Origin of the sequence: Flagellimonas crocea, assembly GCF_033441595.1 — a bacterium.
GTDB lineage: Bacteria > Bacteroidota > Bacteroidia > Flavobacteriales > Flavobacteriaceae > Flagellimonas > Flagellimonas crocea.
Map to the genome: position 1 here is coordinate 870,846 of NZ_JAUZVX010000001.1, position 13,204 is coordinate 884,049.

A 13,204-nucleotide genomic window follows, 5' to 3' on the forward strand; every position below is an offset into this window, starting at 1 on the left:
ATTTTTTTATAAATTGCAATCAACCTCTTAATTAAACTTTAGCCAGAAATTTTTTAAAGTTGGCTATTATTAATTCTAATTCATGAGGTATCTCCCCACTACATTAGCAAAAGCTTCTTCGTGATTGCTTTTTGAAAAAGTACTTCCACTATCCGCAAAATAGTAAACTTAACCATTATATCATGAAAACAAATTTCAAACTATTACTCACATCTCTATTCGTACTGTTGATTTTTAATGCATGTAACAAGACGTTCGAAGAACAATTGTTGTTGGAGGAATCACAATTGAACGAAATAATTACTGTAAAAGGACAATTTGATGAATTTCATGAACTTAAAAAACTTTACGACGATGTAGTTGTTAAGGAAATAAAGAAGAACACCGCCGATAAAAAAGGAGAATACAATTTTCAAATAGATTCCACCAATGTCATTAAAAAATCATTTGAAAATGACAACTATTACACTTTTAGCGTGATTAGGGAAGATGATATTTGGCCCAATTTCGAGAACCTCGTAATTTCCAATAAGGACGGGCAAGATCCAGAAGCTTATCTTTTTGTATACATTCCCGATGAGGCATATTTAGAAAGTTTTAAAGAAAACCCTAACACCGCATTTTCTGGGAGCATTGAAGCAAAACCGCTCGACTACGAAAAACTTATGGCCTCTGCGGGTGGTTGCATAAACTACACCACGGAAATATGTAACTATGGCGGGCACACGGACAACGGCTTGGGCGAAGGTGTTGCAGGGCCTGGTTGCCAAGACACCTACATAGTGAACAATACGGTTTGCTTTATCTCACCCAATCCTTTCGATGGTGTGGGCGGTGGCGGCGGAAGCTCCGATGGAGGAAGTGGCGGAGGTGGAGGTTCCTCAAACGATTCCGACCTTCCGTTGGCCGACTCCGATGTAATTACCAAAATAGTGGTAACTCACGAACAATTGCACCAGCTCAACAGCGACCTTGGCTTTGTATATGCTTCACCAGAGGCGTACTGGGTCAGGGATTCAAAGAATAAGTATGAAGTGAGCAGGGTTATTGAATTTGTAGAAGCCAACAAAATAAACGGGATAGTATCCAAAAATGTTAAAGATTTTTCCGCTTGGTACATTAAATTAAAAATGTTGCCCAATTCTCCTTGCGGCGTGGGACACGATTGCGTGAAATCCATAAAAATGATGGCCCAAGGCCTACGCACGCTCCATGGGCAGGAGGGTATTTTAATGGCCGATTATTTTGACAGTTTGGTCTCAGATTATGGAACTTTCACAAAATCTGATCTACAGGCCTTTTATACTATGGCAAAGGCCATTACGGAGGATTACAATAACCGAATGTTCGATGCTGTCACAGGTGGTTTTGTTGCAGGTATAACACCTGTTTTGGAGATAGCACTTTTTGAAGTAGGTGCCCCAGTTGCCATTAAGCTGCTCCAAAAAATACCCATTTCTTGGGTATATAGAGGAACCCGCTTGAACAACATGGTCAAGAAAGTTAGGCTTTTGGGTAAGATGGGAAACAATAATACTGTAAGAGAAGTAGTGACTAACACTCCAGTTGCAAAAGCATCGGAACTTTTTAAGGCACTAACAAAACACGCAATATCAAAAACAAATAAAGCAGATGGAGTAATTTTAGCCAATATGGGAAATGGGAACTTTATAACTTACCGACCTATAACCGCTTCCAGTAGTAATATTCCTGCTACAATAACTTTAGACTTCAGAGCTGCGGGGATTTGGTCAAAAGTGAGGGACGTTAAATTCGTATTACCATGATAAAAGAAAATATTTTTGATGAACAAAATTTGGATATTTTTATCCCTAATGATGGTGTGGAGTTCATTTATTCAATACTTCAGAATCTAGGATACCGTGATTTTACTACTAAAAAAGCCAAGAAACATGGGTTAGATGTACTGAACAAACTTTTTGAATTAGATTTAATTGAAATATTTAGTTGGGGTAAACATCATAACTTATTTAACAACCTAGACCTGAACAAGAATCAAACAATAAAATTAATTGATAATATTTGGTTTGTTGGAGCCGATTTTGAAGACTTTCTTAATATGCCCATGTTCAGGCACAAAGATTGGTATTTAAAAGCCTTGGACAATGAGGGGCTAACATCGACTACAAATTGGAAAATCTTTGTTAAACAGAAAATAGGAAATCTGGAAAAATGGATTGAAGAAAACAGGCCAAAAGAATAGGCAGTAATATACTACACAATCCAAGGTATAACTTACTTTAACATAAAATTGCTCCAAAAAACACCCATTTCTTGGGTATATAGAGGGACCCGCTTGAACAATATGGTCGAGGAAGCAGGGGTCTTGGAAAACTAAGTAATTCTGGAAATCATATAAGGAAGGTTTTAACTAAAACTCCCGTTTCCAAGGCAAAAGAACTTATCATTTGGGCTTTTGACCCATATAAGGCAAAAAAAGGGAAATTGAAATTGAATATGCATCGTAAGTCTAAAAGAAATTGTCACAACATTACTCAATACCTAATCAAAATAAAAAAGCGGCCTATCGGCCGCTTTTCCTTTTTAAAGGTTCAGGTTGAGCCCGATCCTAAAGTTTCGTCCTCGGGTGGTGAAACCTAGCAATTCACGATAATCTTCGTTCAGCAAATTATCCGCATTCAAGAATACATTCAATTTATTCTTAATCAGTTCGTGCCTAATGGAAAAGTTCAACAGTGAAAATGGTTCCAAGGCAATATCCGAGAACGTAGCAAAATCCGTATCAAAACGTTCACCAGTGTAAGCGTAGGTCAATGACGCATCGGTACTCTCACAGAATTGATACCACAAAGACACATTCGCCTTGTGCTTGGGAATACGGATGGCATTGTCGCCCTTCCGTTCCGTGAAGGTGTAGTTGGCATTGACGCTAAAGCTGCTCCAAGGCAACCACGTAGCTTCTACCTCTACCCCATTGGCATCAATTTCATCCGCCACATTGATGCTCATAAAATTGGCATCGTAACCAATGGCATTCGTCTCGTTTCTATCAAAATAAACCGTGCTGATTCGGAAAGTATTATCGAGTTTAAATTCAATACCTCCCTCAATGGTAGCGTTTTCTTCAGGCTCCAATTCTGGATTCCCGCCGAAAGCACCGAACAATTGCGTTAGATTCGGTGTGATGTACGATGTAGCATACGACCCCATCAATTTTACATATCCATCTTCAGTATCAAACACAAATGATGGATTCACATTGTACACAAAATGGTTTCCATATTCGGAGTGATTGTTCAGTCTGGCGCCCGCATTCAGATTCAATCCAAAATCCGAAACATAGACCACATTGGCATAAGGGTCAACAATGGTAAAATCCACTTCTTCTGTAAAAATCGCTTCAACCTTTATATAATTCACCCCAAGTACCGTGTGGAACTTTTCAGCAAAAACGTATTTATTGTACACGTCCAACACCCAATTACTTCCTTCGGTCATACTTTCCCCAAAAGTGTCATTGGCCACGGACTCATAGTCCGTATAGGCAGCGTTCAAGTGAATGGAACCTTTGCCATAATCAAATTCTGATGACAGACCTACGCGTTGCTGCTCATTTTCACCCAAATTATCAGCTTCGGCCATTGAAGCATCATATTCATTCTTGAACTTGGTCTGATTACCATAAACCTGAACCCCAAAACTTTCCGAAAACTGATACCCTAGCTTTAGATTAGTGCTGTAATGGGAAAAAATGTCCTCTTCGTTCTCTGGCGTCACCGCGGCAGAGAGCCCACTCTTATATCGGTTGGAAAAATCGACCCCATAATTGAACTTGCCCAAAGTACCGTTCACATTCGCAGAATTTTGAATGCTCCCGATATTATAATTCTGGTCATCGGCTGTTTGATTGGTCCCTACGCTCGTTTCAAAATTTCCTGCAATCTTCTTTTCGGAGCTCTTTTTCGTTGTGATATTGATCACGGCCGTTACCGCATTGGTTCCATAAAGCGTACTTGCCGCTCCTTTAATGATCTCAATGGATTCGATGGTATTGGGCGAAAGCAAGCGAAGATCGTACTCTGCAGAAAATGTAGATGGATCCTGCACACGAACACCATCGATAATGATCAAAACCTGACGTCCACGGCCACCACGCGCATACACCCCAAGCACATCCCCATCACGACCGCGGCTACCTGCAATCTCGATACCGCTTTTGGTGTTGATGATTTCCGCAACCGTCCTGCCCTGGTTGCGCTGCATTTCTTCAGCAGTGATTTTGATCACTGTTTTTCCTGAGTTTTCTCGTTTCAACTCAAATTTTGAGTCGCTTACAACAACCTCGTCCAGTTGTTGCACTTTAAGTGAATCTTGCTGTACATTTTGTGCAAAAATTCCCTTGCCCGCCAATAGGGCGGTAATCAACCATAAATGATTTTTTTTCATTTCGTTTAATTGAATAAACGGGAGAATAGTATGTGATGCATACGTAAACTTTTATCCCGAAAGTTTAACATTGTTTGTTTGAATTTGGCAGGTCTCCTGGCTTGTGTTTTGTCTCCTACCTTCCCACCCATTGGGCAGTGGCTTTGAAGAAGAGACAATCGCCTACTACGTACTGATGCTCAAAAAACATCAGTGCCGATTCGGCACATACATTTACAGTTGCGGGAACAGCTCCAGTTTTTCACTGGATTCCCTTTTAATCCCACGGAAACTCCGTGCGAACCAAAATTCGGGGCCAAAGCTAATCAATCTGTTTAATCTTTTTCCGCAAAAATTAAATAATCTTACTTTTGACCCATGGCACAAAAACATCGATTGATTCTACCACTGGTATTGCTTCTGGTAGCGCTGACGGGTTGTAAACAAGAAAAAAAGCAGCAACCTGTTCAAATTCAAGAAACAGCATCGAACATTACGTATGCAAAGGGCTTCACGATAAAAAAAGAAGGCGATATAACCATTATTGAAGTCACCTCTGCTTGGCCAGGTGCCGACAATTTTACCTACGCCCTGGTTCCAAAGGAAAAATTGATAGCAATGTCCTTTCCAAGAGATGCCTACGATGCCATTATTGGCACTCCTGTTGAAAAAGTGGTGCTTACCTCCACCACCCACATTGAGCCCCTAACGCAATTGGGCGAACTCAATACCGTGGTCGGTTTTCCCAATACGGATTACATTTCTTCCCCAGAGGCTCGAAAACTGGTGGAAAACGGGCAAATTCAAAATCTGGGCATGAACGACATGCTTAACACTGAAATGGTGCTCGCCATGAATCCAGAGCTTATTGTCGGGTTTAGCATCAACAATGAAAACAAGGCGTACGACATTATCAAAAAAGCAGGGACGCCCGTGGTCTACAACGGCGATTGGGTAGAACACACCCCTTTGGGAAAAGCGGAATGGATCAAGTTCTTTGCACCTTTCTTTCAAAAAGAGGCCTTGGGCGATAGTATTTTTGCAGAAGTTGAATCTTCCTACCTACAAGCCAAGGAATTGGCCCAAAAAGCAAAGACCAAACCCACGGTTTTAACAGGCGGACTGTACAAAGACGTATGGTACGTAGCAGGCGGGAAAAGCTGGATGGCCAAGTTTCTGGAGGATGCCAATGCCGATTATCTTTGGGCCGATAACAACGAAACGGGCAGCATAGGACTCAGTCTGGAATCGGTTTTAGAAAAAGCCCAAGACGCCGAATATTGGTTCAATCCGTCAGCCGAAACCACGTATAACGAATTGGCCGAAGCCAATCCACACCATCAACAGTTTGATGCTTTCAAAAGCAAAAATGTGTTTTCCAATGCCATTGACAAAGGCGAAACGGGAGGGCTCATTTTTTATGAATCGGCCCCACATAGGCCCGATTTGGTATTGAAAGACCTCATCAAAATATTGCATCCCGAACTATTGCCGCAACACGAACTGCAATTCATCAAACCGTTACAATAAATGCAAGGAGGTCGAACATATCGGTTTTCGTTTTTACTGATGGTGCTCGCCTTGCTGTGTTCGTGGCTATTGAACATCAGTTCGGGGTCGGTTACTATACCTTTTGCCGATATGTTGTCTACCCTATTCGGGGAAAGTCCTGAAATTGCTTCGTGGGAGTACATCATCTGGGATTATCGGGTGCCCAAGGCATTTACCTCCATTTTGGTGGGTGCTGGACTCGCTTTGAGCGGACTTTTGATGCAAACCCTGTTCAGAAACCCTTTGGCTGGCCCTTTTGTATTGGGTATCAGTTCGGGGGCCAGTTTGGGCGCTGCCTTATTTTTAATGGGTACATCCATTTTGGCAGGGTACACCTCCCTATCATTTCTGGGTGATATAACCCTATCCATCGCCTCAAGTTTTGGTAGTTTTTTGGTGCTTTTGATAGTAATGATCGTGGCCCAACGGGTAAAGGACACTATGGCCTTACTCATTATTGGGTTGATGTTCGGCAGCATCACTTCTGCAATTGTGAGCGTTCTGGCCTATTTTTCAAGTGCAGAGGATTTGCAACGGTTTAATTTTTGGTCCTTCGGAAGCGTGGGCAATCTATCCGTAAATCAATTATTTTTGTTGGGAAGCATCGTAGCCGTCGGTGTTTTAATGAGTATTGTCTCGATAAAATCGTTGAATGCCTTCCTTTTGGGCGAAAACTATGCGCGAAGTTTGGGGGTCTCCTTGAAAAAATCTAGAATGACCATTATAATCGCAACTGGATTGTTGGCAGGCGGAATAACCGCGTTTGCAGGTCCCATCGCTTTTGTAGGGTTGGCCGTTCCCCATTTAACCAGACAGATTTTCGATACTATGGAACACAAAGTGTTGATTCCCGCCGTGATGCTGTACGGTGCCATTCTAATGCTGTTGTGCGACACCTTGGCGCAACTGCCCAATTCCGCCAGCGTGTTGCCCATAAACGCCATTACATCCTTGGTAGGGGCTCCTGTGGTAATATGGCTCTTGGTCCGCAAACGTAAAATGATGTTCTGATGGCGAAAACGGAGAAAAACATATTGTCCATTGCCGATTTGTCCATTGGGTACGGTTCCAAAACCATAGCACAAAACATCAATTTTGATTTGGAGGCTGGAATGCTCTGTGGTGTTGTGGGCATTAACGGTATCGGAAAATCTACCTTGCTGCGCACCTTGGGCGGATTTCAAGCAAAACTTTCTGGAGATATACATTTGAATGGCAAACCGTTAGAAAAATATACCTCAGCAACGTTGGCCAAAGAGCTCAGTGTGGTATTAACGGAACAACCCGCTTCTAAAAATCTCACGGTTCAGGAATTGATCGCCCTTGGACGACAGCCTTACACCAACTGGCTCGGTACATTGACACAGGAAGATAAGCTACAGATTCAGACAAGTTTGGATGCCTTTTTGCTGAACGATCTCCGTAACAACAAATGCCACGAACTCAGTGATGGTCAGTTACAACGGGTATTGGTAGCGCGGGCCATGGCCCAGGACACTTCGTTAATCCTGTTGGATGAACCCACCACGCATTTGGACCTCTATCACAAAGTGCAGATTTTAAAAATGCTTCAAGCATTGGCGCACGATAAACAAAAAACTATCCTGTTCACTACACACGAAATCGAACTGGCCATTCAGTTATGCGACCGCATATTGATCTTGGACGGAAAGAACCATCCCTTCGGAGACCCTTGTCAACTCATCGAACAAAAACACTTCGACAAATTATTCCCTTCGGAAATGGTGCAGTTTGATGCTAAAACGGGTTCTTTTAAAGTTTCAAAATAGGGGTTGCCTTTCTAAATCTTGAAGTTTTCTTGAGTCAAAACCGTCAATTCGAGTGAAATTCTAAAGGAATTTTGTATCGAGAATTGTTTTTAGGCTTGAAATTCTAGTTCTCGATACATTTTTTTTTTCAAAAACACTCGAACTGACAAATTTCAATATGCCTTTTGTGGATTTCTGCTTTCACTGAAATGGCATTTTTATCTTTATAATCCGTTATCTTTATCCTTCAGAAATTTTTTAATGGGCGCAGAACTTATCTACATCATTATAGGATTCATCATCACGTTGGGCATAGGTCTCTTTGTGGGGGTGTACATTCAAAAACTAAAGACCAAGTCAACAGAGAGTGTTTGGGAAAGCAAGGAAATCGAATTTAGAAAAACAGAGTCCTCACTGAAAGAGGAAATAAAGGAGATTCAAAACAGGAAATCTGAAATTGAAATCGCTCTGGCCAAAGAAGAATCCAAATCGGACAATCTGGAAGAAAAACTCTTGGAGCAAAAACAGGAACTGGAAAAACTTCAGGAAAAATTCACCAAAGAATTTGAAAACCTGGCCAATAAGATTCTTGACGAAAAAAGCGAAAAGTTTACCAAGAGCAACAAAGAAAATATCGACAACATACTGGACCCGCTCAATAAAAAAATCAAAGAGTTTGAGGAAAAAGTGGTGAAATCCCAGCAGGAAAATTTTGGTCTGCACGCTGCTTTAAAACAACAATTGTTGGATTTACGCAGTCAAAACCTGAAAATTACCCAAGAGGCGGAAAACTTGACCAAGGCCTTAAAAGGTGATAGCAAAATGCAAGGGAACTGGGGCGAGGTGATTTTGACACGTATTTTAGAGAAATCTGGTCTTACCAAAGACCGTGAATATACAATACAGGACAGTTTTAAGGACGAGGAAGGGAAAAGGTACCAGACCGATGTGCTGATCCATTTACCAGACGGCAAAAAAATGATTGTGGACAGCAAGGTTTCCATTGTTCATTTTGAACGATACGTATCCGAAGAAGATGAAAAACAACGGGAAATCTACCTGAAACAACATATAGATTCCATTAAAAGACATATAGAGGAGTTGAGCAAGAAGAACTATCAACTCTTGATTGACGAAAGCCCAGATACGGTCTTTATGTTCATACCAACGGAGCCTGCTTTTGCGATTGCCTCGGCTTTTGAACCCAATTTGTACGAAGATGCATTTGTAAAAGACGTAATCATTGTTACCCCATCTACGCTTTTGGCTGCCTTGAAGTTGGTTGACAACCTCTGGAAAAACGACAAACAAAAGCGATTTGCCATTGAAATTGCCACTGAGGCGGGCAAACTGTACGATTCCTTCACCAATTTAACCGATGAGCTTTTAAAGATTGGAAATCAGATTGGAACGGTACAAAACACCTATCAAAGCACAATGAAAAAGCTAACAGGGCGCGGCAACTTGATCAAACGAGTGGAAAAACTTAAATCCTTGGGAGCAAAGGCCAGCAAGAGCATAGACGATAAATTGCTCAAACGTGCATTGGATGACGATTTTGAAGAACTCAATTAGAAAACACTACCATGAAAAAATTCCTGATCATTTTTATCGCTGCCATTCTAGTTGGTTTTGCAGGGTATTTTGCCTTTATCTATTATGTGCCCTACAGTGAGGGTTATCGTTCTGGGGAACTCATTAAATTCAGTAGAAAAGGGGTTTTGGTCAAGACATGGGAAGGACAGATCAGCCAAGGGCTATCTGGTACCAATGTGTTTTCGTTCTCCGTGGAGGACAGTGAAAAGGAAATTGTGGAGAGAATGAAGGAATTTCAAGGGCAGTACATCAAGGTCACCTATAAAGAGCGCTACGCCACCTTTTTCTGGTTGGGCGACACCAAATACTTTATCACAGAAGTAAAATCTGAAAAATCACCGATTTTTAGGAATTAGATAACACACCCCTAGCCCCTCTTTTTAGAGGGGAAAACACCTTCCCTCCTAAGAAGGAGGGATTGAGGGAGGTGTATTTCCATTAACTTCAAACTGAAAAATATATGCTTCAATCGCTCGCAAAACATTATCCATATCGTTTAAAATCTGATTGTCAGAAAATCGGAGTACTTGAATACCCAGTTCATTCAATCTTTTTGCCTTAATAACATCTTTCTCCCAAGTTTCTTCAAGTTGATGTGAATAACCATCGACCTCTATGGCCAACTGTAATTTGTTACAGAAAAAGTCAACAATATATTCATCAATAGGCTTTTGCCTGTGAAAATCGTATCCGTGCATTTGGTCACGCTTTAGCTTTTGCCACAACCGCACTTCGGATTTCGTAGCATTCCTCCTGAGTTCCCTTGCAAGTTCCTTAAGCTTTGGATTATATTTGATAATCATTATCGCATTTCTGAATACCCCAACAACATATGAAAAAATTCAAATCATCCCGAGAAAGTAGGGTTTCCATCACCGAACTTATGCTGCCCTCCCACTCCAATTTTGGTGGCAAGGTGCACGGTGGGCACATTCTCAATCTTATGGACCAAATAGCCTTTGCCTGTGCCTCCAAACATTCACAAAGTTATTGTGTGACCGCTTCTGTAAATCGGGTGGATTTTCTAAACCCGATTGAAGTGGGTGAACTGGCCACACTAAAAGCATCCATCAACTATACAGGGAAAACTTCTATGGTTGTAGGCGTACGGGTTGAATCGGAAAATATAACCACAGGAGAGGTAAAGCATTGCAATTCCTCCTATTTTACCATGGTGGCCAAAGGAAAGGATGGAAAGAACAAAACAGTTCCAGGGCTTATACTAAAGACCAAGCAGGATATTCGTCGTTTCGCACGCAGCAAGGAGCGCAAGCAATCCGCCTTTAAGCGGGATAGCAAATATGAGTCCAACAATTTTAAAGTAAACGAGTATTTGGAATTTTTACAGGGCGAAAACGTTAAGATGGATTTTGATTAAGTTTTGCTGCAGCCTCCTCATCCAAAAACCACACTAAATTCCCTGATATTGGATTGACCAAGGATGCAGGATAGGCATCGGAACCTTCGTTTTTTTCAATAACCGCTTCCACCTTTTCCGCTTTGGATGTTCCCGTGACCAAAAAAGCCACTTCTTTGGACGTGTTGATGACTTTCCCGTTTATAGAGACCCGTTTTTGTCCTGAATCGGGGTGCGTTGCCACTACGCAATGTTCCTCGGAATCCCACAAATCGATTTCGTGCGGGAAGATGGAGGCTGTATGGCCATCATCGCCCATTCCCAAGATCACCAAATCAAATTGGGGCACCTCATCAACCCTGTCCAAATTTATTTCCAGTAGATTGGCATAACGCAATGCTTCATTAACGGGGTCTTTTTCGCCCAAAATTCTATGGATGTTCGCTTCGGGGACATCAATCTTGGAAAAAAGGTGCTCCACCGTCATTTTATAGTTGCTCTCATCATCCGAAGGCGGCACACAACGCTCGTCGCCCCAATAAAAATGTACCTTGCTCCAATCCACTTTGTCCGCAAAATTCTCGGCCAACACATCAAAAACGATTTTTGGGGTGCTTCCTCCAGACAATGCCACATGAAAAGCAGCTTTATCTTTCAACTGATCTACAAAATAGCTGGAAAATTGCTCGGCCACCTCTTGTTTATCCTTATATATTTTTAAATCCATTTTGAATTAATTAGTTGTTCTCGACTGCCTGCCTGCCGCAGGCGGGCGCTCGAACTGACATATTTTTTCTTGACTCCTGACTCCTGACTCCTGACTCCTGACTCCTAAATACTAGCAAATCACACAATAACCAGGGTCATCCGCCAAGTTCTCCGAAGGGTTTCTCCAATATCCATCATCCTCTATCAAATCATCTGCATTTTCAGGGCCCCAGGCTCCTGCAGCATAACCGTACATTCGCACATCGTCACCACTGTTCCAGTAGTTCAAAATCGGGTCCACAAATTCCCAAGCAGCCTCCACCTCATCGGCCCGCGCATAGAGGGTGGCATCGCCTTGCATGGCATCCAACAACAAGCGTTCATAGGCTTCCATCACATAGGTTTCGGCCAAGTTGGCATAATAAAAATCCAAATTGGCCCGCTCCACCTTAAAGCCTTGACCGGGAACTTTTACACCAAACTTGATCAAAATACCTTCATCAGGTTGTATTCGGATAATCAATTTATTGTCCATTTCCTGCATTTCGGAACCCTTGAAAATTTGATGGTGCGGTTTTTTAAAGTGAATCACAATCTCCGTCACCTTGGTAGGCATCCGTTTGGCAGTTCTTACATAAAACGGAACCCCGTGCCAGCGCCAATTGTCCACATAAAATTTGATGGCGGCATAGGTCTCTGTGGTGGAATTGGGGTCGACCCCATCCTCTTCGCGATAACCTTTCACCTCTTCGCCATCTACTTTGGATGCAACATATTGTGCTCTAATGGTATTGTCAAAAAGCTCCTTCTCGTCCGTCATAACACGCAACGATTTAAGGGCCTTCACTTTTTCGTTCCTGATTTCTTCCGCATCCGCTCCAATGGGTGGTTCCATCACCACCAAGGAAACAATCTGAAGTAAATGGTTTTGGAACATATCCCGTAGGGCCCCGGATTTATCATAATAGCCACCGCGCTTCTCTACCCCAACACTTTCCGCATTGGTCACCTCGACCCGCTGAATGTAATTTCGGTTCCATAGCGGTTCAAAAATGCTATTGGAGAATCGGGTCACCAAAAGGTTCTGCACGGTCTCTTTTCCGAGGTAATGATCTATTCGGTAAATCTGATGCTCCTTAAAATATTTGTGCAGTCCTTTGTTTAATTTTTGGGCCGTTTCCAAGCTATAGCCAAAAGGTTTTTCCACGATCAAGCGCTTCCACCCATTGTTCTGTGTATTCATCCCCGCATCCGAAAGATTGTGGGAAACCGTCTCGTACAAGGTCGGCGGAGTGGAAAGGTAGTAGATTATGTTTCCCGAGGTATCGTGTTTTTCTTTCAATGCCTCTACCCGTTTTCTCAAAGGGCCATAATCCGTATCGTAGCTGTCGCCCAAATCCTCATAATAGAGCTTATCGGCAAAGCCTTTCACCTTGGAGTCATCCAAATTCTTGGTCTTTTCCTTTAGATATTTGCTTTCATAAACCACCCTGTCACGAAAAGCTTCATCGGAAAGGTTGCTACGGCTAACACCGAGTACCACAAAATTTTCCGGCAGTTGTTTGGCCAAGTATAGATTGAATAAGGAAGGTATAAGTTTTCTAGCAGTCAAATCACCCGATGCCCCAAAAATAACGAGCATCTGATTATCGGTCTTTTTCATAGTTTTTTCGTTTTCTGGCGAGTTTACACTCCTATTGGCACATTGATTTCAATATGACGTCAATATTTTTGAGCATCACGAATATAAGGTTTATTTTAGGTTCGTAATTCAAGAAACATCAACCTTAGTGATGTCTTAACACCTAAGAAGAAG

Annotated in this window: 12 protein-coding genes and 1 riboswitch; of the genes, 8 read left to right on the forward strand and 4 right to left on the reverse strand. The window is 42.0% G+C overall.

Annotated elements, in window-relative coordinates:
• The first annotated feature begins 182 nt into the window (after positions 1-182).
• Both SD449_RS04025 and SD449_RS04030 read left to right on the forward strand, forming a co-directional pair.
• Positions 183-1,787, forward strand: coding sequence for a hypothetical protein (locus tag SD449_RS04025; RefSeq protein ID WP_318308921.1), 1,605 nt, complete (start codon positions 183-185; stop codon positions 1,785-1,787).
• Positions 1,784-2,224 (forward strand): hypothetical protein, encoded by a 441-nt coding sequence (locus tag SD449_RS04030; protein ID WP_318308923.1) that lies wholly within the window; start codon positions 1,784-1,786, stop codon positions 2,222-2,224. Before SD449_RS04025 ends, SD449_RS04030 begins: the two co-directional genes overlap by 4 nt.
• A 341-nt stretch (positions 2,225-2,565) precedes the next feature.
• Here the strand turns inward: SD449_RS04030 and SD449_RS04035 are convergent, their stop codons facing one another.
• Positions 2,566-4,428, reverse strand: a complete 1,863-nt coding sequence (locus tag SD449_RS04035) for a TonB-dependent receptor plug domain-containing protein (RefSeq protein WP_318308924.1) — start codon at positions 4,426-4,428, stop codon at positions 2,566-2,568.
• 69 nt (positions 4,429-4,497) lie between these two features.
• A riboswitch (cobalamin riboswitch) is annotated at positions 4,498-4,730 on the reverse strand.
• 55 nt (positions 4,731-4,785) lie between these two features.
• On the opposite strand from SD449_RS04035, the gene SD449_RS04040 reads away from it, so the two are divergent.
• From SD449_RS04040 to SD449_RS04060, 5 genes are all read left to right on the forward strand, one after another.
• The gene (locus SD449_RS04040) at positions 4,786-5,937 is read left to right on the forward strand and encodes an ABC transporter substrate-binding protein (RefSeq protein ID WP_318308926.1); all 1,152 of its coding nucleotides are present in this window, start codon (positions 4,786-4,788) and stop codon (positions 5,935-5,937) included.
• Positions 5,938-6,969, forward strand: coding sequence for a FecCD family ABC transporter permease (locus SD449_RS04045; RefSeq protein WP_318308928.1), 1,032 nt, complete (start codon positions 5,938-5,940; stop codon positions 6,967-6,969).
• Positions 6,969-7,748 carry an ABC transporter ATP-binding protein gene (locus SD449_RS04050; RefSeq protein WP_318308929.1) on the forward strand — a complete coding sequence of 260 codons (780 nt, stop codon included), beginning with the start codon at positions 6,969-6,971 and terminating at the stop codon, positions 7,746-7,748. Before SD449_RS04045 ends, SD449_RS04050 begins: the two co-directional genes overlap by 1 nt.
• Before the next feature lie 240 nt (positions 7,749-7,988).
• Positions 7,989-9,302: a DNA recombination protein RmuC gene (rmuC, locus tag SD449_RS04055; RefSeq protein ID WP_318308931.1), complete on the forward strand. Its 1,314-nt coding sequence runs from the start codon at positions 7,989-7,991 to the stop codon at positions 9,300-9,302.
• Between the two features lie 11 nt (positions 9,303-9,313).
• Positions 9,314-9,679: a 6-phosphogluconate dehydrogenase gene (locus tag SD449_RS04060; protein WP_225604700.1), complete on the forward strand. Its 366-nt coding sequence runs from the start codon at positions 9,314-9,316 to the stop codon at positions 9,677-9,679.
• 48 nt (positions 9,680-9,727) lie between these two features.
• On the opposite strand, the gene SD449_RS04065 is transcribed toward SD449_RS04060, so the two are convergent.
• Positions 9,728-10,126: an endonuclease domain-containing protein gene (locus tag SD449_RS04065; protein WP_318308933.1), complete on the reverse strand. Its 399-nt coding sequence runs from the start codon at positions 10,124-10,126 to the stop codon at positions 9,728-9,730.
• 29 nt (positions 10,127-10,155) lie between these two features.
• Between SD449_RS04065 and SD449_RS04070 the strand changes: the two genes are divergently transcribed.
• Entirely contained in the window at positions 10,156-10,701 is a 546-nt protein-coding gene (locus SD449_RS04070; RefSeq protein ID WP_207033040.1) for an acyl-CoA thioesterase, read from the forward strand.
• Here SD449_RS04070 and pgl read toward each other — a convergent pair.
• Positions 10,682-11,407 carry a 6-phosphogluconolactonase gene (gene pgl / locus SD449_RS04075; RefSeq protein WP_318308934.1) on the reverse strand — a complete coding sequence of 242 codons (726 nt, stop codon included), beginning with the start codon at positions 11,405-11,407 and terminating at the stop codon, positions 10,682-10,684. The genes SD449_RS04070 and pgl overlap by 20 nt on opposite strands.
• A 111-nt stretch (positions 11,408-11,518) precedes the next feature.
• Positions 11,519-13,051, reverse strand: a complete 1,533-nt coding sequence (gene zwf / locus SD449_RS04080; protein WP_318308936.1) for a glucose-6-phosphate dehydrogenase — start codon at positions 13,049-13,051, stop codon at positions 11,519-11,521.
• Positions 13,052-13,204 lie beyond the last annotated feature (153 nt).

Bases quoted from the DNA above. Each gene is read 5' to 3' on its own strand.
- SD449_RS04025 (WP_318308921.1), top strand. From the start codon at position 183: ATGAAAACAAATTTCAAACTATTACTCACATCTCTATTCGTACTGTTG.
- SD449_RS04030 (WP_318308923.1), top strand. From the start codon at position 1,784: ATGATAAAAGAAAATATTTTTGATGAACAAAATTTGGATATTTTTATC.
- SD449_RS04035 (WP_318308924.1), bottom strand. From the start codon at position 4,428: ATGAAAAAAAATCATTTATGGTTGATTACCGCCCTATTGGCGGGCAAG.
- SD449_RS04040 (WP_318308926.1), top strand. From the start codon at position 4,786: ATGGCACAAAAACATCGATTGATTCTACCACTGGTATTGCTTCTGGTA.
- SD449_RS04045 (WP_318308928.1), top strand. From the start codon at position 5,938: ATGCAAGGAGGTCGAACATATCGGTTTTCGTTTTTACTGATGGTGCTC.
- SD449_RS04050 (WP_318308929.1), top strand. From the start codon at position 6,969: ATGGCGAAAACGGAGAAAAACATATTGTCCATTGCCGATTTGTCCATT.
- rmuC (WP_318308931.1), top strand. From the start codon at position 7,989: ATGGGCGCAGAACTTATCTACATCATTATAGGATTCATCATCACGTTG.
- SD449_RS04060 (WP_225604700.1), top strand. From the start codon at position 9,314: ATGAAAAAATTCCTGATCATTTTTATCGCTGCCATTCTAGTTGGTTTT.
- SD449_RS04065 (WP_318308933.1), bottom strand. From the start codon at position 10,126: ATGATTATCAAATATAATCCAAAGCTTAAGGAACTTGCAAGGGAACTC.
- SD449_RS04070 (WP_207033040.1), top strand. From the start codon at position 10,156: ATGAAAAAATTCAAATCATCCCGAGAAAGTAGGGTTTCCATCACCGAA.
- pgl (WP_318308934.1), bottom strand. From the start codon at position 11,407: ATGGATTTAAAAATATATAAGGATAAACAAGAGGTGGCCGAGCAATTT.
- zwf (WP_318308936.1), bottom strand. From the start codon at position 13,051: ATGAAAAAGACCGATAATCAGATGCTCGTTATTTTTGGGGCATCGGGT.